Source organism: Pseudorhodoferax aquiterrae, from assembly GCF_014652235.1.
GTDB classification, from domain to species: domain Bacteria; phylum Pseudomonadota; class Gammaproteobacteria; order Burkholderiales; family Burkholderiaceae_C; genus Pseudorhodoferax; species Pseudorhodoferax aquiterrae.
On the sequence record NZ_BMYK01000022.1, the window covers coordinates 14,873 to 36,277 of the forward strand.

The window sequence follows — 21,405 nt, forward strand, 5'->3', positions numbered from 1 at the left end:
AGGATGTCCACAGCCGACCGGGATAAGCCGGCCGGGCCAGGCATCCGGGCGTCGGTTCAGGCGGCCTTTGCGGCCGTGAATTCGGTATAGCCCTCGGCGCCGCCGCCGAAGTAGCCGGTCGCCGGTGCGTGGAACAGCGGCAGGCCGTGCTGCAAGCGCTCGACCAGATCGGGATTGCCGATGAAGTCGCGGCCGAAGGCCACCATGTCGGCATGGCCCGCGGCCGTGGCGGCGATGGCGCGCTGGCGGTCGTAGCCGTTGTTCGCGATGTAGGCACCGCCGAAGGCCTGCCGCAGGGCCGCATTGTCGAAGCGGCTGCTGCCGTCTTCGGCATGCATCTGGCCTTCCACCACGTGCAGGTAGGCCAGGCCCAGTGCGCCCAGGCGGCCGGCGAGGTAGGCATGGGTCTGCTGGGGCTGGCTGTCCAGCGGCGTGTCGCCGATGGCGGTGGACAGCGGCGACAGGCGCAGGCCTACGCGGTCCGCCCCCCAGACACCGGCCACGGCCTCGACCACTTCCAGCGTGAGACGGGCGCGGTTCTCGATGGAGCCACCGTAGCGGTCGGTGCGCCGGTTGGTGCTGTCGCGCAGGAACTGCTCGAGCAGGTAGCCGTTGGCGGCATGGACTTCCACGCCATCGAAACCGGCCGCCTTGGCGCGCACGGCGGCCTGGCGGTAGTCCTCGACGATGGCGGCGATCTCGTGCAATTCGAGCGCGCGCGGTGCCGAGGGCGCCTCGAAGCCCGCCTCGGTGAAGACCTTGCCGCCGGCCTGCAGGGCCGAGGGCGCGACCGGCGCGGCACCACCCTCCTGCAGGCTGGTGTGCGACATGCGGCCCACATGCCACAGCTGCAGCACGATGCGGCCGCCGGCCGCGTGCACGGCCTCGGTCACGGTCTTCCAGCCGGCCACCTGCGCATCGGTGTAGATGCCGGGCGTGTAGGCATAGCCGCGCGCCTGGCGCGAGATGTTGGTGGCCTCGGCGATCAGCAGGCCGGCCGAGGCGCGCTGCGCGTAGTAGGTGGCCGCCAGCGGCGAGGGCACGCCGTCCATGCCGGCGCGCGAACGCGTCAGCGGGGCCATGGCGATGCGGTTCTTCACGGCGATGGCGCCCAGGCGGGTCGGGGTGAACAGGGTGTCGGTGGTCATGGTGCAGCTCCGTTGCAGTGGGATGGAGCGAAGTTTGGGGCGCAAGGGTACATTCATCCAATTTATTCGTTGAATTTCAGATATAGCTCAAGCAACATATCTGGATGCGTTACGACCTGAACCTGCTGCCCGTTTTCCTGGCACTCATGGAGGAGCGCAGCGTGACGCGCGCGGCCGAGCGCCTGGGCATCACGCAGCCAGCGTTGTCGAACGCGCTGACGCGGTTGCGCGCGCTGCTGCAGGACCCGTTGTTCATCCGTGCGCGCTACGGCATGCAGCCCACGCCCAAGGCCGAGGAACTGGCGCCGGCCATCGCCGAGGCGCTCGCATCGCTGGACGGCCTGGTGCGCGGCCAGCAGGCCTTCGATCCGGCCAGCGCACAACGCCTGGTCACCATCGCACCCAACAGCTATGTGGAGTACGTGCTGGTGCCGGCCCTGGTGGCGCGGCTGCGCGCGCTGGCGCCCGGCATCCGGCTGCGGCTCACGCCCTATGGTGCCGACCTCGCGGAGACCGGCGTGGTCTCGGGCGCCACGGCCATGGTGTTCGGCCGCATCGACGATCCGCCGGACAACCTGGTCGTGCAGCACCTCATGGACGACGGCCTGGCCTGCGTGGTGCGGGCCGACCATCCGGACATCGGCACGCGCATGACGCGGCGCCAGTACGAGCGGCTCAAGCACGTGAACATGCTGCCGCCGGGCCGGCTGCGCGCGGGGCTGTTCCAGCGGCTGGAGCGCGCGCAGCTCAAGCGCGAGGTCGCGGTCTCGGTCACGCACTTCCTCGCCATCCCCGAACTCGTGGCCGTGACCGACTACTGCGCCACGCTGCCGCGCCAGATCTGCCGCCGCCTGGCCGGCGACGCGCGGCTCAAGGTGCTGCCCGCGCCGGTGGACCTGGGCAGCTTTCCGGTGCAGATGGCCTGGCACGTGCGCTACCGCGACGATCCGGCACACCGCTGGTTGCGCGAGCTCGTCGTGGCGGTGGCGGCGGAGCTGGCGCAGAGCGAAGCGGGCTGAGGGCGGCCCGCAGCGCGCTGGGACGGGCTAGTTGAGCGCCGTGGCGATGCGCACCTCGCCCGTCAGCACCTTGTGGATCGGGCAGGCATTGGCCACGGCCAGCAGGCGCTCGCGCTGGGCCGCCTCGAGCGGGCCTTGCAGCGTGATGCGGCGTTCGATGTCGGTGCCGGCCGTGCCCGGTGCGGCGGCGCGCAGCGTCAGCGCGACCTCGACGCCTTCCAGCGGCCACTGCTTGCGGGCCGCGAACATCTTGAGCGTGATGGCCGTGCAGGCGCCCAGGCTGGACAGCAGCAGCGCGTGCGGCGTGGGCCCGGTGTCGCCGCCGCCCTGGGCCGCCGGCTCGTCCCCACTCCAGCGGTGGCCGGCCTCGTCGCGGAATTCGACGGCGTAGGGCGTGGCGCCCAGGGTGGCGTGCAGGGTGACATCGGCGGACATGGCGCTCCTTCGGCAGGTGGACGGGCGCCGATGGTGCCACGGCCGCCGGCCGGGCCGCGCGCTCAGGCTTCGCTGCCGCGAACCACCAGCACCGGCACGCGCGCGTTCTGCAGCACGCGTTGCGTGACGCTGCCCAGCAGCAGCTTCTCGATGCCGCGCCGGCCGTGCGAGCCCATCACGATCAGGTCGGCATCGCAGGTGCCGGCCGCCTGCAGGATGCCCTCCTCCGCGGCATGGCCCTCGACGGTAGCCGACTCGCAGGGCACGCCGGCGGCTTCGACGATGGCCAGCGCCGCGCGCAGCGCGCCTTCGGCATTGGCATTGGCGGCCGACAGGTACTCGGCCTGGCCCACGGCGGTGTCCGTGCCCACGCCCAGGAAGGGGTAGATGTCGATCACGTGGACGACGAAGAGCTCGGCCTGGAAGGCGCGGGCCAGTCCCACGGCGTGGCGCAGCGCGGCCAGCGCGGTCTGCGAGCCATCCACGGGCACCAGGATCTGCTTGTACATGCGGGTCTCCTTGCAGGTAGCGAAGGCCCGAGTCTAGGCGCGCGCACCAGGGCGCAGGCCGCTATGCCAGCATGCCTTCGGCCACGGGCGGCGCCACCACCGGCACGACGAGCTCGAACTCGCGCGCCACGCTTTGCTCGATGCGGGCGAACACCGCAGGGATCCGGCAGCTGCCGACATCGGATGCATCGCGCAGATGGCCTGCGATCTTGCCGTCCGGATAGATGCGAAAGGCCATGCCTTCGGAGAACTCCGGATCGGCCCAGAGGCGCTGGTTCAGTTCGGCCACGTACTGCACGTGGTTCAGGGGCTTGCGCTGCATGGTCAAAAGCGTTCCAGGTCGGCCAGTTCCAGGCAGTCGCTGGGCTGGTTGTCCAGGGCCAGCGAGCGGCGGCCCTCTTCGCCCTGCACGACCTTCAGGCGCGGGCCCAGCGTCACCTGCGCGCCATCGCGCAGCAGGGCGTGCACCGGGTCGCCCGCGTCGATGCGCGCAGCCACCTGGTCGACCGGGACTTCGTGGGGCTCCTGCTGCCAGGCACCGCTGCCGTCGCCCTGCCCCAGCTGCACCGCCGTGAGTTGCTGGTTCTGGTAGCGCACGGCGGTCACGCAATAGTGGTTCTTGGTGGTCATGGCAAGACATCCTTTCAACTGCCATGGTGCTGCCACGGGTGTGAACCGGCTGTCGGCCGGCGTCCCGCGGTGCTGTCGGCACGCAGCGAGGCACATGTCCGAAAACGGCGAGTCGCGCGGCGGCGCGCCACCTATGATCCCGGCCATGGACCCGTCCACCCCCTCCCCCGGCGACCCCCTCGACGCAGCCCGCTACCGCGCGCTGGCCGCCCGCGATGCGCGCTTCGACGGCCGCTTCTTCACGGGCGTCACCAGCACCGGCATCTACTGCCGGCCGGTCTGCAGCGTGAAGACGCCGCGGCGCGAGAACTGCCGCTTTTTCGAGCACGCCGCCCAGGCCGAGCGTGCGGGCTTTCGCCCCTGCCTGCGCTGCCGGCCCGAATTGGCGCCGCAGGCCCTGCCCTGGTCCACGCAGGACGCCTCCAGCATCCTCGCCCAGCAGGCCGCGCGGCTGCTCGACGCGCCGGATGCCTGGCCCGAGGCCGGCCCGACGGTGCAGGCCCTGGCCGAGCGGCTGGGTGTGTCCGACCGGCACGTGCGCCGCATCTTCGAGGCGCAGTTCGGCGTCTCGCCGCTGCAGTACCTGCAGACCCGCCGGTTGCTGGCGGCCAAGCAGCTGCTGGCCGACACCGACCTGCCCGTCGCCCAGGTGGCCCAGGCCAGCGGTTTCCACAGCCTGCGCCGCTTCAACGCGGCCTTCGTCGCACACTACGGGCTCAATCCCGCCGCCCTGCGCCGCGCCGGCGGCCAGCGCGAAGGCCAGGGCAGCCAGGTGCGGCTCGGCTACCGCCCGCCGTACGACTGGCAGGCCATGTTGGCCTTCTTCGCGGCGCGCCAGATCCCGGGCATGGAGACCGTGGCCGGCCCCGCGGCGGCGGCGCCCGGCATCGCCCGCACGCTGGCCCTGCAGGTGGCCGGGCAGCGGCACGAGGGCTGGCTGCACATGGCCTTCGCGCCCGAGCGCCACCAGCTGCTGCTGCGCGTGTCCGACAGCCTGCGCGCGGTGCTGCCGCTCGTGATCCGGCGTGTGCGCGTGCTGCTGGACCTGGATGCCGATCCGCAGGCCATCCACGCCGTGCTGGGCGCGCGCTTTCCCGATGGTGCCGGCCTGCGCGTGCCGGGCTGCATGGACGGCTACGAGCTGGCCGTGCGCGCCGTGCTGGGCCAGCAGATCACGGTGGCGGCCGCGCGCACGCTGGCCAGCCGCCTGGTCACGCGCTTCGGCCAGCCCATCGCCACGCCGGAACCCGGTCTCACCCATCTGTTTCCGGCGCCGCAGGCGCTGGCCGATCTCGGCGATGCCGCCGGCGACGCGCTGGGCGGCCTGGGCATCGTGCGCCAGCGCCAGGCCGCCATCGTGGCGCTGTCGCGCGCCGCGGCGGACGGGCTGAACCTGCAGCCCGGTGGCGACGTGCCGGCCACCATCGCCGCGCTCAAGGCCCTGCCCGGCATCGGCGACTGGACCGCGCAGTACATCGCCATGCGCGCGCTGCGCTGGCCCGACGCCTTCCCCGCCGGCGACGTGGCGCTGCACAACGCGCTGGGCGTGCGCGATGCGCCGCAGCCCGCGCGCGCGGCCGAGGCCGCGTCCGAACCCTGGAAGCCCTGGCGCAGCTATGCCGTGCTGCGCGCCTGGGCGCTGCTGCCGGCACGCCCCACCCCGAAGACCCCGAAGGAATGAGCATGCAGTTCCACCCGTCCACCGTCCACACCCGCATCGACACGCCGCTGGGCGCCATGGTGCTGTCGGCCTCCGAGGCCGGCCTGAACGGCGCCTGGTTCGACGGCCAGCGCCACCAGCCCCTGCACGATGCCTGGCCCCGGGCCGCGCGGCATCCGGTGCTGCTGGCCGCGCAGGAGCAGTTGCTGGCCTACTTCGCCGGCGCGCGCGAACGCTTCGAGCTGCCGCTGGACCTGTCCGGCGGCACCGCGTTCCAACGCGCGGTCTGGCAGGCTTTGCTGGCGATCGCGCCCGGCGCTACCTGCAGCTATGGCGCGCTCGCCCACCGTCTCGCGCGGCCGGCTGCCGTGCGCGCCGTGGGCGCGGCCGTGGGCCGCAATCCGATCAGCGTGATCGTGCCCTGCCACCGCGTGCTCGGCCATGCCGGAGCGCTGACGGGCTACGCGGGCGGCTTGCCGCGCAAGAGCGCATTGCTGCGGCGCGAGAGCGCGCTGCTGGAGCTCGCCGCATGAGCCAGCCGCGCAGCGCCTGGCTCGGCGACTTTTTGCTGCTCTCGGCGCTGTGGGGCGCCTCCTTCCTGTTCATGCGCAATGCCGCGATGGAGCTGGGGCCGCTGCCCACGGCCGCCGCGCGCGTGGGCATCGCGGCGCTGTGCCTGCTGCCGCTGCTGTGGCGGCGCGGCCTGCTGCCCGAACTCGTGCGCCACCACCGGCCCGTGCTGTTCGTGGGCCTGCTCAACTCCGGCATCCCGTTCGCGCTGTACTCGTACGCCGTGCTGTCGATCTCCACCGGCCTGTCGGCCATCCTCAACGCCACGGTGCCGCTGTTCGGCGCGGTCGTGGCCTGGGCCTGGCTGCGCGAGCGGCCCGGCGCCTCGCGCAGCCTCGGCCTGGCCCTGGGATTCGTGGGCGTGGCGCTGCTGGCCTGGAACAAGGCCAGCTTCACGCCCAAGGCCGGCGCCGCCGCCACGGGCTGGGCCGTGCTGGCCTGCCTGCTGGCCTGCGTCTGCTATGCGCTGGCCGCCACCTTCACCAAGCGCTACCTGGCCGAGGTCAAGCCGCTGGTGCTGGCCGCCGGCAGCCAGCTGGGCGCCACGCTGGGCCTGGCGCTGCCGGCGCTGTGGCTGTGGCCCGGCCGGGCGCCCAGCCTCACGGCCCTCGCCAGCCTGCTCGCCGTGGGCGTACTGTGCACGGCGCTGGCCTACATCCTGTTCTTCCGTCTGATCTCCACCGTGGGCCCGGCCCGCACGCTGACCGTGACCTTCGTGGTGCCGGTGTTCGGCGTGCTGTACGGCACGCTGCTGCTGAGCGAAGCGCTGACGCCGGCGATGCTGGGCTGCGGCGTGGTGATCCTGTGCGGGACGGCCTTGGCGACGGGGGTGGTGCGCTTGCCTGCACGCAAAGTCGTCGCCGACCGCCCGTAACACCCGGCAACACTTTTGCTGGTTTGCAGCAATGGCCGCGGCGACGGCGTGGCTGGCACAGTCGATGCTTCCCACGTCGCCCTGTGCCCCATCGTGGGGCGCAGCTTCCCTGTTCCGAGGTCTATCCCTTACCAATGAAATTCACAACACGCACCCCTCTCTGGATCGCGACCCCCATTGCCATCGCGCTCGCGGTCGTCGCCTGCGGCGGAGATGGCGACGACCTGATCGTCGACACCAACGCGAGCAGTTGTTCCCTGCTGAACAGCAGCGGCACGCCCGTCACGGTCGGCTCCGGCCTGGCCGGCGACCCGGCAGCGCCGGAGGCGGCTTCCGACTACCGCCTCGGGTACAAGGCCAAGAACTCCAACAGCTACATGGTGGTGGCCAACACGCCGCTGGCCGTCAAGGCGGGCTGCGAGGTCCTGAAGGCCGGCGGCACGGCCGCCGATGCGGCGATCGCCGTGCAGGCCGTGCTGGGCCTGGTGGAGCCGCAGTCGAGCACCATCGCCGGCAGCGCGTTCATGATGTATTACGACGCCAGGACCAAGAAGATCACGGCCTACGACGGCCGCGAGACGGCCCCTGCGGCCGCCACGAACTACTACCTTGTCCGCCAGGACCAGGCCGATGCCAGCTCGCCCGCTCCTGTGCCGAATGCCCGGCGCAGCGGCCGCTCCATCGGCGTGCCGGGCGTGATGCGCATGATGGAGATGGCGCACAAGGAACATGGCCGGCTCAAGTGGAACGGGCTGTTCGACGAAGGCATCAACCTGGCGACCAATGGCTATGTCATTCCGCGCCGCATGGGCGACGCCATCGGCAGCAATGCCAACAACCTGCGGCTCGACGCGAATGCCGTGGCGGCCTTCTTCAACCCGGATGGCACGCCGAAGAAGGCCGGCGACACGACCAAGAACCTGCCCTACGCCGACACGCTGAAGGCGCTGGCCAGCCAGGGCGCCAACGCGCTGCACACGGGCCCCATCGCCGAGGCCATCGTGGCCAAGGTGGCGCAGAGCGTCGGCGACGACACCGCCCGCACGCCGATCACCCCGGGCCTCATGACCATGGCCGATCTGGCAGGCTACCAGGCCAAGAAGCGCGACCCGGCCTGCATCACCTACCGCGCCTACTACGTCTGCTCGATGGCCCCCCCGTCGTCGGGCGGCATCGCAGTGGCCCAGACCCTGGGCATCCTGGAGAACTTCACGCTCTCGGGCTACGGTCCCACCAATCCCGAGAACGAAGGCGGCGTGCCCAGCGTGATGGGCGTGCACCTGGTGTCCGAAGCCGAGCGCCTGGCCTATGCCGACCGCGACAAGTACGTGGCCGACACGGACTACATCCCGCTCCCCGGCAACGGCATGTCCACCATGCTGGACAAGAACTACCTGAAGAGCCGCGCGGCGCTGATCAACACGGCAACCAGCATGCGCACGGCCCAGCCGGGCGATCTGGGCAGCGTGCCGCTGGGACGTGACACCACGACCGAAGCCGGCACCACGCACTTCTCCATCGTCGACTCCTACGGCAACGTCGCCTCGGTCACGTCCACGGTCGAGTCTTCCATGGGGTCGTTCCACATGACCGGCGGCTTCCTGCTGACCAACCAGCTGACCGACTTCTCGGCCAACCCGGTGGACAGCACGAACACCCTGGTCGCCAACCGCATCGCCCCCGGCAAGCGTCCCCGCAGCACCATGGCACCCACGCTGGTGTTCCGCGGCGCCGACACCAACGACTTCATGATGGCCACCGGCTCGCCGGGCGGCGGCACCATCATCCAGTACGTGGTCAAGACCGTGGTCGGCGCGCTCGACTGGGGCCTGGATGCGCAGCAGGCCACCTCGCTGGTGGACTTCGGCGCGGCCAACAGCGCCACCACCAACGTCGACGGCTCCAACGCCAGGACCACCGCCAACCCCAACGCCACGCTGGACCTCACGGGACTCGTGAGCGGCCTGCAGGCCATGGGCCACACGGTGAACTCCGGCGCCCAGTCCAGCGGCATCTCCACCGTCATGCGCGTGCAGAAGGACGGCAAGTGGGTGCTGCAGGGCGGCGTGGACCCGCGCCGCGAAGGCATCGTGCTGGGCGACGGCGCGCTGTAACGCCGCCCCACCCCGCAGCGCAAGGCCCGGCAACGGGCCTTGCGCTTTTTTCTGGCGCGCCACCTCAGCGCGCCGGCATCTCCAGCAGGGCCCGCAGCGTCAACTCCGTCGGCCCGTCGTCCAGCCTGGCCCGGTGCGCGATGCCCAGCGCACGCGACAGCGCCGGCCGCAAGGGCCGCATGGCAATGCGCTGGTCCGGCAGCGGCGCGCCGGCCTCGTGCGGCAGCAACGCGGCGCCGTAGCCCGCCGCCACCAGGCTCTTCATCGCGTCGTTGTAGTTCAGGGCGATGCGCGCCTGCGGCCGCTCGCCGGCCGCCGCGAACCATTCGGCGGTCTGGCGCGACAGCCGGGTGCCGCTGTCGTTGGCGATCAGGGGCCGGGCGGCCAGCCAGGCGGGCGTCACCTGCCGCGGCGGCTTCCAGTCCGCGGGCACGAAGGCCAGCACGGGGTCCTGGCGCCAGGCCCGCAGGCGCAGACCACGCAGGGCCGGCTGCGGCAGCGCGACGATGCCGATGTCCAGGTTGCCGGCAGCCAGGCGTGCGAGCGTCTCCACGCTGGTCATCACCGCGACCTGCACGTCGATCTGCGGATGCTGCACGGCCAGGGCCTGCAGCGCCTGCGGCAGCAGGTGCGCCAGCGCACCCGTGGAAGCCCCCAGCCGCACGCGGCCGCCGCGGGCGGCGACCTGGGCCTGCACGGCCTGCAACAGTTCGTCGGCCTCGGCGAGCAGCCGCCGCGCCTTGTCGATCAGCAGGCCGCCGGCGGATGTCGCCGTCACGCCCGAAGGTGCGCGGTGCAGCAGGCGCGTGCCCAGCCGGGCTTCGAGCTGGGCCACGTGCAGCGTCACGGTGGGCGGCGCCAGGTGCAGCGCTTTGGCTGCCGCGGCGAACGAGCCGAGGTCGGCCACCGTCAGCAGCGTGCGCAGTCGGTCGAGATTGAGTTCGCGCATGGTCGGCCCCTCGCCGTTTGGGATTCAGGTTTGCTGAATCCGCAGTTTGTCAGATTCAACTGGTCTGCACTCGAAAGGCGCGTCACCATGCGCTCCGATCCTTGCTGGAGCACTCCATGACCCCTCTCGTTTTCATCGATGGCGACCAAGGCACGACCGGCCTGCAGGTGCGCCAGTGGCTGGCCGGCCGGACCGATCTGCGCGTGCTGCAGCTGCCGCCGGCGCAGCGCAAGAGCGCCGCCCACCGCGCCGAGGCGCTGAACGACTGCGACATCGCCCTGCTGTGCCTGCCCGACGCCGCCGCGCGGGAAGCCGTGGCACTGGTGCGCCGTCCCGGCGTGCGCGTCATCGATGCCAGCTCGGCCCACCGCACGTCGCCGGGCTGGGTCTACGGCCTGCCGGAGCTCGAGGCGGCGCAGGCCGAGCGGATCGCCCGCGCGGACCGCGTCAGCAATCCGGGCTGCTACCCGACCGGTGCCGTGGCCCTGCTGCGGCCGCTGGTCGACGCCGGCCTGCTCCCGGCCGACCATCCGCTGGCGATCCATGCGGTGTCCGGCTACTCGGGGCGCGGTCGCGCCGGGCTCGAGGACCACGAGGGCGCCGGCGCAGCCGACGCCCCGCCGCTGCAGGTCTATGGGCTGGGCCTGCAGCACAAGCATGTGCCGGAGATCCAGCAGCATGCCGGCCTGGCGCACGCGCCCGCGTTCGTGCCGGCCTACGGGCACTACCGGCAAGGCATCGTGCTCACGATCGCGCTGCACCAGCGCCTGCTGCCCGCTGGCGTGACGGCCGCGCAGTTGCACGCCGCGCTGCAGGCGCGCTATGCGGGCCAGCCCTGCATCGAGCTGCAGCCGCTGGGCGGCGACGTCGATGGCCAGCGGCTCGATCCGCGCGCGCTGAACGGCAGCAACCGCCTGCGGCTCGCGGTGTTCGGCCAACCGCGCACCGGCCAGATTCTGCTGGCCGCGGTGTTCGACAACCTGGGCAAGGGCGCGGCCGGCGCGGCGGTGCAGAACCTGGACCTGATGCTCGGGCTCGACCGGCAGCCACTGGCCGCATGAGCCCGGCGCCGGGCCTGCCGGTCAGGCCGCTTCCAGCAGCAGCGCGCCGTGCCCGGCCTGCGTGCGGAACACCGCCACGCCTTCGACCAGTTCGCCCGCCTGGCTGCGCAGGCTGCTCGCCGCAGCGGCCATCTGCTCGACCAGCGCGGCGTTCTGCTGCGTGGTCTGGTCCATCTGCGCGATGGCCTCGCCGACCTGGGCCACGCCCTGCGACTGTTCCTGGCTGGCGGCGCTGATCGCGGCGATCAGGTCGGACACGCGGCGCACGGCGGCCAGCAGTTCCTGCATGGTGGTGCCGGCCCGGCCGGCCAGCGCATGGCCGGCGTCCACGCCCTGCACGCTGTCGGTGATCAGGGCCTTGATCTCCTTGGCCGCATCGGCGCTGCGCTTGGCCAGCAGGCGCACCTCGCTCGCGACGACGGCGAAGCCGCGGCCCTGCTCGCCGGCGCGCGCCGCCTCCACGGCCGCGTTGAGCGCCAGGATGTTGGTCTGGAACGCGATCGCGTCGATCACGCCGATGATGTCGGCGATGCGGCCCGAGGCGGCATGGATGCCCTGCATGGTCCGCACCATCTGCGCCACCACCGCGCCGCCCTGCTCGGCCACGCCGCTGGCGTCCTGCGCCAGCGCCTTGGCCTGGCGCGCCGTGTCGGCGTTCTGGCGCACGGTGGCCGTCATCTGCTCCATCGAGGCGGCAGTCTGCTGCAGCGCGCTGGCCTGGCTCTCGGTGCGGGCCGACAGGTCGTTGTTGCCCTGGGCGATCTCGGCGCTGGCCGTGGCCACGCCGTCGGCATTGCCGCGCACGCGCACCACCACCGCGGTGAGTTGCGCGCGCATGGCCAGCAGCGCGGCGATCAGGCGGCCGACCTCGTCGGTGCCGTGCGCGATGGGCGGGCCGGCGAGGTCGCCCTGGGCCACCGCGTCCGCCAGCGCGACGGCCTGTGCCATGGGGCGGGTGATGGAGCGCACGAACGCCGCCATCAACCCGCCTGCGAGCAGCAGCGCCAGCAACAGAGACAGGCCGGTCCACAGCAAGGCGCGGCGCTGGTCCACGATGCGCTGCTGCAGTGCCGCGTCCAGGCTGGCCATGGCAAGGCCGTTGAGTTCGTACAGACCGTCGATGGTCCGCGTGAAGTCGTCGAAATAGGCCTGGCCCGGCAAGCGCAGCGTGGCCGCCTGCAGCAGCTCGCGCTCGGCCAGCTGCAGCGTGGCGTCGATGCGTTCGCCCTGCTGGCGCACCGGCGTCTCCAGCGCCTGCCGCAGCGCGGGCGCGCCGGCGCTGGCCCGCGCGAAGTTGCGCAGCGCCTCGCCCTGCAGTTCCTGCACACGGTCGCGCAGCGACTGCAGCAGCGCGCGGCGCGGCGGCGGCAGCTCGCCGCGCGCGAGAAACGCGGCGCCCTGGGCGCGCATCACCCCCAGCTTCTCGCCCAGCATGGGCGATTGCACCAGCGCGGCCTGGATCAGCGCCTGCAAGGCCGGCTCGGGTTCGACCATGAGCCCAAAGCTCTGCAGCAACTCCTCGCCGATGCGCATGGCGCTGGCAATCATGGCGGTGTGCCGGGCCGTGCTTTGCGCGGCCTCCAGGCCGCGCGCGGCCACCTGGGCCTCGAGTTCCTGCCAGGTCTGGCGCAGCTGCGCCCAGGCCTGGCGCTGCGCCGCGGGCACCTCGGCTTCGGCGAAGCGCGCGTCCGCGGCCGCCAGCGCCTGGGCTACTGCATCGCGCGCCGCGGGCCTGCGCGCGGCCAGCACTTCGTTGCCGCTCAGCATGCTGGCCGACAGGCCGCGGTGCACCTGCATCCATTGCACGGTGCGGTTCAGCGCGGCCAGCGGCGCGGCGCCGCGGGCCTCGTGGCTGGCCTGCGCCAGCGTCTGCAGCGCGCCGCGCGTGTAGAGCCAGGCCGGCAGCAGGCACATGAGCACGCCGAGCAGCGCGAGGATGGCGAATTTGTGGAACAGGGACAGGCGTTGGAGCATGCGGTGGGCGCCGCAAGTTCCACGCCACGGCCAGGCCGTACGGCGCGGTTCAGGAACCGGCCGTCGGCGCGCCGGCCAGGGCCGCGGCCTGGCGCGGCAGCCGGCCGGCCCAGGTGGCGTCCTGCCTGCAGGGCGCATAGGCGTCCTGCGCGATGCGGTAGACGTGGGTGGACACGCCCATCAGGCCCAGCACCGAATGGAAGTAGTCGTCGTGCGAGACCCTCTCGTCGGCCCGGCCACGCAGGCAGCTGTCCGACAGCGCGGTCGCCTGCGCGAAACCGGGCGACAGCCAGGTGATCCAGGGCACGTGCTTTTGCACGTCGGGCGCGATCGCGTAGGGCATGCCGTGCAGGTACAGGTTGTTCTCGCCCAGCGACTCGCCGTGGTCGGACACGTACATCAGCGCGTTGTCGGTGTTCGTGGGATTGCGCCGCAGCCAGGCGATGGCCTCGCCCAGGAACTGGTCGGTGTAGGCGATGGAGTTGTCGTAGGCATTGCGCAGCTGCTGCGGGTCGCAGTCCTGCAGCGCGTTGCTCGTGCATTCGGGCAGGAAGCGCTTGGCCGCGGCGGGCGAGCGCTGTGCATAGGCCGGGCCGTGGCTGCCCATCTGGTGCAGCACGACGACGATGCCGCGCGCGCGGCGCGCCGGGTCCAGCGCCGCCAGACGCGCATCCAGCTGCTCGAGCATGGCGCCGTCCAGGCATTCGCCGCCGTTGCACAGCGGGCTCTTGGCGCTGGCGTCGGTGGCGCCGTGGGGCACGCGGTCGCACACGCCCTTGCAGCCGGACTGGTTGTCCAGCCACAGCACGGCCAGTCCGGCGCGCTGCAGCACATCGAGCAGCGTCTCGTAGTTGCCGCTGCGGCGCAGGTATTCCTCGCGTGGCAGGTGCGAGAACATGCAGGGCAGCGATTCGGCCGTGCTGGTGCCGCAGGACCAGGCGTTGCGAAAGCTCAGCGCGTTCTCGCGCGCCAGCACCGGCGTGGTCGGCCGCTCGTAGCCATTCAGCGCGAAGTGGTCGCTGCGCGCGGTCTCGCCCAGCACCAGCAGCAAGAGGCGCGGCCGTGCCGCACCGCCCGTGGGCGTGGCCAGGGCCAACTGGGCGTCCTCGCCGAGCGGCTGCAGCGGGCCGGCCTCGTGCTGGAACGGCCGCGCCGCCAGCCGCACGACCGACACCACGCTGGAGACCGGGTTGACGAGGTAGCGCAGGTCCTTGTGGTTGCGGCTGGCCGAAGCGAGCGGCTGGAACATCGCCAACACCAGCGCCGCCAGCGCTGCCAGCGCCGCGAGCGAGAACACCGGGTTGCGCCAGAGCTGGCGCCGCAGCCGGCCGTAGGCCACGGGCTGGCGCCAGACCAGCCAGGCCGGCAGCACGGCCAGCCCCAGCACGCCGGCCAGCAGTTGCCAGTTCAGCAGTGCGCCGGCTTCGCGCCAGTCGGTCTGCATGGCGTTGACCAGCATGCCGGGGTCGATCAGCGTGCCGTAGCTGCCCATGAAATGCCGCGCCAGCGCCGTGCTGAACAGCAGCAGCACCAGCAGGGGCTTGAGCGTGGGCCGCCAGGCGAACAGGCCCAGCAAGGCGGCCAGCAGCGCCCAGATGGCCAGCCACAGCGCGGCGCCGAAGGCCAGGCCGCGGCTGCCCGCGAGCAGATGGAGTTCCGTGAGGCGCTGCCACAGCGCGCCATTGCCCACCAGGGTCATCCAGAGGCTGGCGGCCAGCACCAGCCAGAGCGGGGACATCGGACGGCGCATCATGCAGCGGCTCCTTGGAGATCCATGCGCAGGTGCGCGAATGCGGCGTCGACCGCCCAGCCCACGGCGGCGCAGATCCAGGCCGTCCACAGCGTGTGGCTCATGAAATGGGCGCCGCGCAGCTGCTGGGCCAGGCCCAGCACCAGGCCGGCGGCGACGGCCAGGGCCAGCCAGACGGCGGCCAGGCGCGGCAGGTCGCGCCGCAGCGCGAACCAGCCCGCCACGTAGGCGAAGCCGGCGCTGGCATGGCCGGCCGGAAAGCAGCGCCCGGCCCCGCCGTCGCTGTGCAGCCAGCCCTGCCAGTGCGACTGGTAGCGGGCCACGCCGCCGAAGGCCGCGAGGTCCCAGGGACAGCTGGTGTGGCTGCCCGACTTGACCAGCGCCACCACGCCCGTGGCCAGCAGGCCGGAGAGCGCCAGCTGCAGGCGCCGCGCGAACGGCAGCCGGCGCAGCGGCCCGACCGGCCAGGCCACCGCCAGGCACAGCAACAGGCCCACGGCCCAGGCCAGCTGGCGCGCAGCGTCGTGCAGCACATGGGTCAACCACCAGTTGCTCTTCAAGGCGAAGCCCGCGGGGCCGCCCATGTGCTGCGCCAGGGCCATGTCCCAGCCGCCCGCGTCCCACAGCAGGGGCAGCGCGAGCAAGGCCAGCACCACGGTGCCGGGCCCTTTGATTCCTTGTCGGTCTTGCATGCCGGCGAGCTTCGGGCGGCTCACTTAAGAAACCCTTAAGAGCGCTCGGCACAATGGCGGCCATGCGTGTTCTTGTGGTGGAAGACGATCCGGGCATCGCCCAGGGCCTGCGCCTGACGCTGGGCCAGCACGGCTGGGCCGTCGATTGCGTCGATGGCCTGGAAGCCGCCTGGGCGGCGCTGCGCGTGGAGGCCTTCGACGCGGTGCTGCTCGACCTGGGCCTGCCCGACGGCGACGGTGCCACGCTGCTGCAGCGGCTGCGTGCGGCGCCCGCCGGCCGCCGGCCCGATGCGGCCACGCCCGTGCTGATCATGACCGCGCGCGATCAGGTCGCCTCGCGCATCACGGGCCTGGACATGGGCGCCGACGACTACCTCAGCAAGCCCTTCGACGCGCACGAACTCGCGGCGCGCCTGCGCGCCGTGTGCCGCCGCGCGGCCGGCCGGCCGCAGCCGCTGCTGCGCCGCGGCACGCTCGAGGTGGACCCGGCGACGCGTCAGGTGCGCCGCGACGGCCGTGGCGTGGAGCTGTCCGCGCGCGAGTTCGGCGTGCTGCTCACGCTGCTGCAGGCCAGCCCGCGCGTGCTCTCACGCCAGCAGATCGAGGCCAGCCTGTACAACTTCGACCAGGCGCTGGAGAGCAACGCCATCGAGGTCCATGTGCACCACCTGCGCAGGAAGCTCGGCGACGGCCTGATCCAAACCATGCGCGGGGTCGGCTACTTCGTGCCCGAGGAAGCGCACACGTGACGCGCCGCCCCTCGCTGCAGCGCCAGCTGCTCGCGTGGACGCTGGGCGCGCTGGTCGCGGTCTGGTCGGTGTTCATGCTGGTCGGTTACCACACCGGCGTGGAGGAATCCGACGAGCTGACCGACGGCCACCTGGCCAGCGTGGCCTCGCTGCTGCTGGCGCAGTCGGGCACGGCCTTCGAGGACCAGCGGCCCGATGCCGCCAGCCTGGGCGTGGACCCGAACCTGAAGGCGCACGACTACCAGCAGTCGCTGAGCGTGGCGATCTGGGACGAAAACGGCAGGCTGCTGACCCGCACCGGGCCGGCACCCCTGGTCGATTTCACGACGCCCGAGGGCTTCGCCACGCTGCAGCTGGGCCAGCCCGTCCGCGCCTGGCGCGTCTTCGTGCGCAGCGACGCGCTGGGCCAGGCGCGCAAGGTGGCGGTGCTGCTCAGCGTGCAGGAGCGCGACGACCTGGCCGAGGACATCGCCGAGCAGGTTGCCACGCCCGGCCTGTGGCTGCTGCCCATCGTCACACTGGTGCTCACGCTGGCCGTGCGGCGCGGGCTGCAGCCCCTGCTGGACCTCAGCGCGCGCGTGCGGGCCATGGACATCCACCAGGCCAGCCGGCTGCACGCGCCGCCGCATGCCGAATTCCAGGCCATGGTCGAGGCGATCGAGACGCTGGGTGCGCGCTACCAGACCGCCCTGGTGCACGAGCGCGAACTGGCCGACACCTTCGCGCACGAGCTGCGCACGCCGCTGGCCTCGCTGCGCCTGCACGCCGCCTCGCTGCGCGGCACGCTGACGCCTGCGCAGCGCCAGGCCGCGCTGGCACAGATCGAGGCCGATGCCGCGCGCACCGCGGCCATCATGGACGACCTGCTGGCCCTGGCCCGGGCCGGCCGCGCCCAGCTGGCCGAGGCCGCGCAGCCGCTGGACCTGGCGGCGCTGGCCCGCCGGATCGCTGCCGAGCAGGCCCAGGACGCGTTCGACGCCGCGCACGAACTCGCGGTCGATGCGCCGGCCGAATGCCTGGCCAACGGCCATCCGGTGCTGCTGGAGATCGCGCTGCGCAACCTGGTCGTCAACGCGCTGGGCCACACGCCGCCCGGCACGGCCGTGGAGATCCGCGTGCAGGCCGAGCCACCGGCCCTGCAGGTGCGCGACAACGCCGCCGCGCTGTTGCACGCGGGCGCCCCCCGGCGCGCCGGGACCGTGCTGGGCCTGGGGCTGGGCCACCAGGTCGTGCAGCGCGTGGCCGCCGTGCACGGCGGCCACTTTCGCACCACCGGCCCGGACGCCGACGGCTGGCGCTGCGACACCCTCACGCTGGGCCAGGCGCCCGGCCACCACCTTCCTGCACCGTGACCGACCGACATCCCGCCTCGCCCGAGAACTCCTTCGACAACCCGCACAAGCGGCGCCACGGCCTCGCGCGCCTGTGGCATGCGCTGCGCCATTCGGTCGATGGCCTGCGCGCCGGCTGGGCCGAGAAGGCCTTCCGGCTCGAGGCCCTGCTGTCGCTGCTGCTGGTGCCGCTGTCCTTCTGGCTGGGCCGCAACTGGGCCGAGGTCGCGCTGCTGGTCGGCAGCGTGGTCGCGGTCATGGTCGTGGAATTGCTCAACACGGCCGTCGAATCGGCCATCGACCGCGTCGGGCCGCAATGGCATGCACTGTCCAAGCGCGCCAAGGACCTGGGCAGCGCGGCCGTGTTGCTGGCGCTGCTGTTCTGCGGCGGGGTCTGGGTGGCGGCGCTGCTCGCGCGCTTCGCGTGAGAACCGCCTAACGCAGGCGCGCGCCGTCGCGCACCGATTCGATCGCGCCGTTGTACAGCCGCACCACGCCCAGGAAGTTGCCGGGCCCGCGGTCGTAGGTCCATTCCTCCATGGGCACGCACTGGTTGGCCAGCACGGCGCCCGGCCCGTCCAGCCGGTAGGGCAGGACGATCCAGCCCAGCTGCAACATGGGCACGCAGACCGGCTGGCGGTACACGGGCTCGCCGCACTTGTGCAGCAGCACCAGGGGCGATTCACCCTTGCCGACGAGTTCGCCGTTGCAGCGCATCGACTGCGAAGCCCGGGCCTGTGGCACCGCCAGCGCCGTGGCGGCGAGCGCCAGCGCGCCAGCCAGCAGACGCATGGATCGGGTCGGAGCAGGACAGTGCAGCATGGCAGGGAGCATACGCCCCGGCGCAGGCGCCGGGGCCTTCAGCCGTGCCGGCACAAGGGCTCCTTGCGGCGCAAGGTTTCAACGCCGCGCCCGCCAGCCCAGCAGCTCGTTGCCGACCAGGGCCAGGATCACCAGGCCCCCGCCCACCAGCACCGACGGCCCGGGCTGCTCGCCCGCGCCCAGCCAGGCCAGCGCGATGCCGAAAATCACCTCCAGCAGCGCGAGCAGCGACACCTCGGGCGCGGCCAGCACGCGCGCGCAGCGCACCGCCAGCACGCAGGGAATGGCCAGCTGCACCACGCCCAGCAGGGCCAGCAGGCCGATGTCGTGCGGCGTGGCCGACAGCGGCAGCGCGGCCGGCAGCGTGGTCAGCGAGGACAGCAGCGCGCCGACCAGCACGGCCGGCACCAGGTCGAGGTCGCGCCCGGCCGCATGGCTGCGCTGCACCACGGTCCAGTTCACGGCGGCGGCCACGGGCACGCACAGCGCGACCAGCGTGCCGGTCAGCACGCCGGCGCCGCCGCCGCCCAGCTGCCTGCCGTACATCCAGGCGATGCCGATGCCGGCCAGCACGATGGCGCCCCAGGTGCGCGGCGCGAGCCGGTGGCCCAGCGCGAAGCGCGCCACCAGCGCCGTGAACAGCGGCCCCAGCGCCATGGTCACGAGCACGTTGGCCACGCTGGTCAGCGTCAGCGCCAGCATGAAGGCGGTGAACATCACGCTCCAGCACAGGCCCGAGATCCACAGCGCCCAGCCCGCTGCGCGCATGCGCGCCCACAGCGTCCGGCCCTGCAGCAGCGGCAGCAGCACGGCCAGCGCCACGAGCGTGAAGAAGCTGCGCCAGAAGGTGACCTCGAAGCCCTCGGCGGCCTGCAGCTGGCGTGTGACGACGCCGGCGATGGACCACATCAGCGTGACCAGGACCATCAGGAACAGCGCGCGCGTGTGTGTGAGATGCATGTCGTTCTTGTCTCCGGCCAGGAGTCGGCCGGCCGCGATTGTGCGGCAGGCGCTCAGAACGTGTGAACGAACCGATCGCGCCCACGACGGGGTGCGGCGGGCCGCAGGCGTAGGCGCGGGCCGCAGCCCGGGCTCGTGCCCGGGCAAGGACCGCAACGCCCGCATGCGGCCTGGCGCGCCCCGGCCCGAAGGGCGGGGCCCCGAGCGCAACGATCATGATGGAAACGGGTGCTCATCGAGGGCCTCGCGTGGGTGTGAGCGGTTCGTTCACACGTTCTCAGACCGCCAGCGGCGCCAGCGCCTCGCGCATGGTGCGCGCCACGAGCTGCTGGCGTTCGCGCGGCATGCGCGCCAGCGTGCTGGCCAGGCTGATGGCGGCCACCGGCTCGCCGCGCGCGTCGCGCACCGCCATGCCCACGGCCAGCACGTTGCGCGTGGCGTGGTTGCCGATCACCGACCAGCCGCGCTCGCGCGTGGCGCGCACCAGCAGGTGCAGCCGCTCGGCCGTCATGCCGCCGTAGGCCGCCAGGTGCGGCGCATTGGCCGCCACGATCTGCTGCACCTGCGCGTCGGGCAGCGCCGACAGCAGCGCGAGACCGGCCGCGCCCACGCCCAGCGGCTGGCGCGTGCCGACCTGGATCACGAGCACCTGCACTGGGTGCGTGCCGACCTCGCGCGCGATGCAGTGCGAATGCGGCCCGTCGCGCACGATGGCGAAGGCGGCATCGCCGAAGGCCGCGCTGACCCGGGCCAGCACCGGTTGCAGCCGCACTGCCATGTTGGGCTGGCCGGGGGCAGCGGCCGCCCGGCCAAGGCGCGGACCCGGCACGTAGCGAAAGCGCCCCGCCGTGGCCACGTAGCCCGATGCCTGCAGCGTGGCCAGCAAGCGGTGCACGGTCGCGCGCTCGAGCGCGCAGGCCCGGCACAGCTCCACCACGCGCAGGCCCTCGGGGCCCGCATCGAGCAGCGCATCGAGCAACTGCAGCCCGCGCCGCAGCGCGCGGGCGCCGCCGGCGTCAAGAGATGAATCGTCCGCAGAGTGGACGTTCTGGTTCGTGCTCGAGCGGGCCATGGCGAAGAATTCCTGCGGTCGGGAGCGGTGCCGCGCAGTGTGCCGCAGCCCCGGCCACACCACCCAACCAGGAGACGACATGACCGACCGCCACCCTTCCCGACGCCGCCTGCTGGCCTGTGCCGCCAGCCTGGCCTGCCTGGCCACCCTGCCCGCCCAGGCCGAGACCTGGCCCGCCAAACCGGTGCGCCTGGTGGTCGGCTACGCCGCGGGCGGCGCCACCGACGTGGTGACACGGCTGGTCGGCCAGAAGATGGGCGAGCTGCTGGGCCAGCCGATCGTCGTGGACAACCGCACGGGCGCCAACAGCAACGTGGGCGCCGAAGTGGTGGCGCGCGCGCCGGCCGACGGCTACACGCTCTACGTCTACACCATCGCCAACACCATCAACGCCTCGCTGTACGGCAAGCTGGGCTACGACCCGCGCAAGGACTTCGCCCCCATCGGCCTGATGGCCAAGATCCCGAACATCCTGGTCGTGCATCCGTCCCTGCCCGTCAAGACGGTGGCTGACTACCAGCGCTTCGCCAAGGCCGAGAAGAACGGCATCACCTTCGCCTCCTCGGGCAGCGGTTCGTCCATCCACCTGTCGGGCGAGATGTTCAAGATGCAGACCGGGCTCAACATGCTGCACGTGCCCTACCGCGGCAGCGCGCCGGCCGTGGCCGATCTGCTGGGCGGCCAGGTGCAGTCCATGTTCGACAACGCTCCCTCCTCGCTGCCGCACGTGCAGTCGGGCAAGCTGCGCGCCATCGCCGTGACCAGCGCCCAGCGCCTGCCCATGCTGCCGGACGTGCCCACGCTGGCCGAGTCCGGTTTCCCGGGCCTGGACGTGCAGTCCTGGTTCGGCCTGGCCGCGCCGGCCGGCACGCCGGCACCCGTCATCGCCCAGCTCAACAAGGCGCTGAACCAGGCCCTGGATGCGCCCGAGGTGAAGAAGCGCCTGCAGGACCTGGCCGCCAGCCCGGCCTCGGGCACGCCGGAGCAGATGCGCACCTTCGCCGAGGCCGAGATCACGCGCTGGCAAGCCGTCGTGAAGGCCTCGGGCGCCTCCGCCGAATGAGACCCCATCCCCGCCACTGAGAA

22 protein-coding genes are annotated in these 21,405 nt (G+C 72.5%); 10 read left to right on the forward strand and 12 right to left on the reverse strand.

The window, feature by feature from the left end; all coding sequences use genetic code 11:
- Positions 1–56 precede the first annotated feature (56 nt).
- Positions 57–1,148: an alkene reductase gene (locus tag IE209_RS24990; protein WP_189689595.1), complete on the reverse strand. Its 1,092-nt coding sequence runs from the start codon at positions 1,146–1,148 to the stop codon at positions 57–59.
- Between the two features lie 104 nt (positions 1,149–1,252).
- Here IE209_RS24990 and IE209_RS24995 point away from each other — a divergent pair, with 104 nt between their 5' ends.
- On the forward strand, positions 1,253–2,167 hold the full coding sequence (locus tag IE209_RS24995) for a LysR family transcriptional regulator (RefSeq protein ID WP_189689596.1): 915 nt from the start codon (positions 1,253–1,255) through the stop codon (positions 2,165–2,167).
- Between the two features lie 27 nt (positions 2,168–2,194).
- On the opposite strand, the gene IE209_RS25000 is transcribed toward IE209_RS24995, so the two are convergent.
- The 4 genes from IE209_RS25000 to IE209_RS25015 all read right to left on the reverse strand — a co-directional run bounded on the left by IE209_RS25000 (position 2,195) and on the right by IE209_RS25015 (position 3,741).
- The gene (locus IE209_RS25000) at positions 2,195–2,602 is read right to left on the reverse strand and encodes an OsmC family protein (protein ID WP_189689597.1); all 408 of its coding nucleotides are present in this window, start codon (positions 2,600–2,602) and stop codon (positions 2,195–2,197) included.
- A 62-nt stretch (positions 2,603–2,664) separates the two neighbouring features.
- Positions 2,665–3,111: a universal stress protein gene (locus tag IE209_RS25005; RefSeq protein ID WP_189689598.1), complete on the reverse strand. Its 447-nt coding sequence runs from the start codon at positions 3,109–3,111 to the stop codon at positions 2,665–2,667.
- 61 nt (positions 3,112–3,172) lie between these two features.
- Positions 3,173–3,433: a hypothetical protein gene (locus IE209_RS25010; RefSeq protein ID WP_189689599.1), complete on the reverse strand. Its 261-nt coding sequence runs from the start codon at positions 3,431–3,433 to the stop codon at positions 3,173–3,175.
- A gap of 2 nt (positions 3,434–3,435) precedes the next feature.
- Positions 3,436–3,741: a hypothetical protein gene (locus IE209_RS25015; protein WP_189689600.1), complete on the reverse strand. Its 306-nt coding sequence runs from the start codon at positions 3,739–3,741 to the stop codon at positions 3,436–3,438.
- Positions 3,742–3,886: 145 nt separating this feature from the next.
- Here IE209_RS25015 and IE209_RS25020 point away from each other — a divergent pair, with 145 nt between their 5' ends.
- The 4 genes from IE209_RS25020 to IE209_RS25035 all read left to right on the forward strand — a co-directional run bounded on the left by IE209_RS25020 (position 3,887) and on the right by IE209_RS25035 (position 8,959).
- The gene (locus IE209_RS25020; protein WP_229883033.1) at positions 3,887–5,422 is read left to right on the forward strand and encodes a DNA-3-methyladenine glycosylase 2 family protein; all 1,536 of its coding nucleotides are present in this window, start codon (positions 3,887–3,889) and stop codon (positions 5,420–5,422) included.
- Between the two features lie 2 nt (positions 5,423–5,424).
- Positions 5,425–5,934 carry a methylated-DNA--[protein]-cysteine S-methyltransferase gene (locus tag IE209_RS25025; RefSeq protein WP_189689602.1) on the forward strand — a complete coding sequence of 170 codons (510 nt, stop codon included), beginning with the start codon at positions 5,425–5,427 and terminating at the stop codon, positions 5,932–5,934.
- Positions 5,931–6,845 carry a DMT family transporter gene (locus IE209_RS25030; RefSeq protein ID WP_189689603.1) on the forward strand — a complete coding sequence of 305 codons (915 nt, stop codon included), beginning with the start codon at positions 5,931–5,933 and terminating at the stop codon, positions 6,843–6,845. The genes IE209_RS25025 and IE209_RS25030 overlap by 4 nt, the downstream gene beginning before the upstream one ends.
- Before the next feature lie 134 nt (positions 6,846–6,979).
- Positions 6,980–8,959: a gamma-glutamyltransferase family protein gene (locus IE209_RS25035; RefSeq protein ID WP_189689604.1), complete on the forward strand. Its 1,980-nt coding sequence runs from the start codon at positions 6,980–6,982 to the stop codon at positions 8,957–8,959.
- A 64-nt stretch (positions 8,960–9,023) separates the two neighbouring features.
- On the opposite strand, the gene IE209_RS25040 is transcribed toward IE209_RS25035, so the two are convergent.
- Positions 9,024–9,908, reverse strand: a complete 885-nt coding sequence (locus tag IE209_RS25040) for a LysR family transcriptional regulator (protein ID WP_189689605.1) — start codon at positions 9,906–9,908, stop codon at positions 9,024–9,026.
- A 116-nt stretch (positions 9,909–10,024) separates the two neighbouring features.
- Between IE209_RS25040 and argC the strand changes: the two genes are divergently transcribed.
- A complete protein-coding gene (argC, locus tag IE209_RS25045) occupies positions 10,025–10,969 on the forward strand; it encodes an N-acetyl-gamma-glutamyl-phosphate reductase (protein WP_189689606.1) in 945 nt (314 codons plus the stop codon).
- Positions 10,970–10,990: 21 nt separating this feature from the next.
- Here the strand turns inward: argC and IE209_RS25050 are convergent, their stop codons facing one another.
- The 3 genes from IE209_RS25050 to IE209_RS25060 are packed head-to-tail and all read right to left on the reverse strand — an operon-like array spanning position 10,991 to position 15,385.
- Entirely contained in the window at positions 10,991–12,943 is a 1,953-nt protein-coding gene (locus IE209_RS25050) for a methyl-accepting chemotaxis protein (protein WP_189689607.1), read from the reverse strand.
- A gap of 49 nt (positions 12,944–12,992) precedes the next feature.
- Positions 12,993–14,696, reverse strand: coding sequence for a phosphoethanolamine transferase (locus tag IE209_RS25055; RefSeq protein ID WP_189689608.1), 1,704 nt, complete (start codon positions 14,694–14,696; stop codon positions 12,993–12,995).
- The gene (locus IE209_RS25060; protein ID WP_189689609.1) at positions 14,693–15,385 is read right to left on the reverse strand and encodes a phosphatase PAP2 family protein; all 693 of its coding nucleotides are present in this window, start codon (positions 15,383–15,385) and stop codon (positions 14,693–14,695) included. Before IE209_RS25060 ends, IE209_RS25055 begins: the two co-directional genes overlap by 4 nt.
- 62 nt (positions 15,386–15,447) lie before the next feature.
- Between IE209_RS25060 and IE209_RS25065 the strand changes: the two genes are divergently transcribed.
- Genes IE209_RS25065 through IE209_RS25075 form a run of 3 tightly spaced genes read left to right on the forward strand, consistent with a single transcriptional unit; the run spans position 15,448 to position 17,893 of the window.
- Entirely contained in the window at positions 15,448–16,134 is a 687-nt protein-coding gene (locus tag IE209_RS25065) for a response regulator transcription factor (RefSeq protein WP_189689610.1), read from the forward strand.
- Positions 16,131–17,486 (forward strand): histidine kinase dimerization/phospho-acceptor domain-containing protein, encoded by a 1,356-nt coding sequence (locus IE209_RS25070; RefSeq protein WP_189689611.1) that lies wholly within the window; start codon positions 16,131–16,133, stop codon positions 17,484–17,486. Before IE209_RS25065 ends, IE209_RS25070 begins: the two co-directional genes overlap by 4 nt.
- The gene (locus tag IE209_RS25075) at positions 17,483–17,893 is read left to right on the forward strand and encodes a diacylglycerol kinase (RefSeq protein WP_189689684.1); all 411 of its coding nucleotides are present in this window, start codon (positions 17,483–17,485) and stop codon (positions 17,891–17,893) included. The genes IE209_RS25070 and IE209_RS25075 overlap by 4 nt, the downstream gene beginning before the upstream one ends.
- 7 nt (positions 17,894–17,900) lie before the next feature.
- On the opposite strand, the gene IE209_RS25080 is transcribed toward IE209_RS25075, so the two are convergent.
- The 3 genes from IE209_RS25080 to IE209_RS25090 form a co-directional block, all read right to left on the reverse strand.
- Positions 17,901–18,257, reverse strand: coding sequence for a DUF2845 domain-containing protein (locus IE209_RS25080; RefSeq protein WP_189689612.1), 357 nt, complete (start codon positions 18,255–18,257; stop codon positions 17,901–17,903).
- Between the two features lie 108 nt (positions 18,258–18,365).
- Positions 18,366–19,247, reverse strand: a complete 882-nt coding sequence (locus tag IE209_RS25085) for a DMT family transporter (RefSeq protein ID WP_189689613.1) — start codon at positions 19,245–19,247, stop codon at positions 18,366–18,368.
- A gap of 277 nt (positions 19,248–19,524) precedes the next feature.
- Entirely contained in the window at positions 19,525–20,319 is a 795-nt protein-coding gene (locus IE209_RS25090) for an IclR family transcriptional regulator (protein WP_189689614.1), read from the reverse strand.
- 79 nt (positions 20,320–20,398) lie between these two features.
- Between IE209_RS25090 and IE209_RS25095 the strand changes: the two genes are divergently transcribed.
- Positions 20,399–21,382 carry a tripartite tricarboxylate transporter substrate binding protein gene (locus IE209_RS25095; protein WP_189689615.1) on the forward strand — a complete coding sequence of 328 codons (984 nt, stop codon included), beginning with the start codon at positions 20,399–20,401 and terminating at the stop codon, positions 21,380–21,382.
- Positions 21,383–21,405 lie beyond the last annotated feature (23 nt).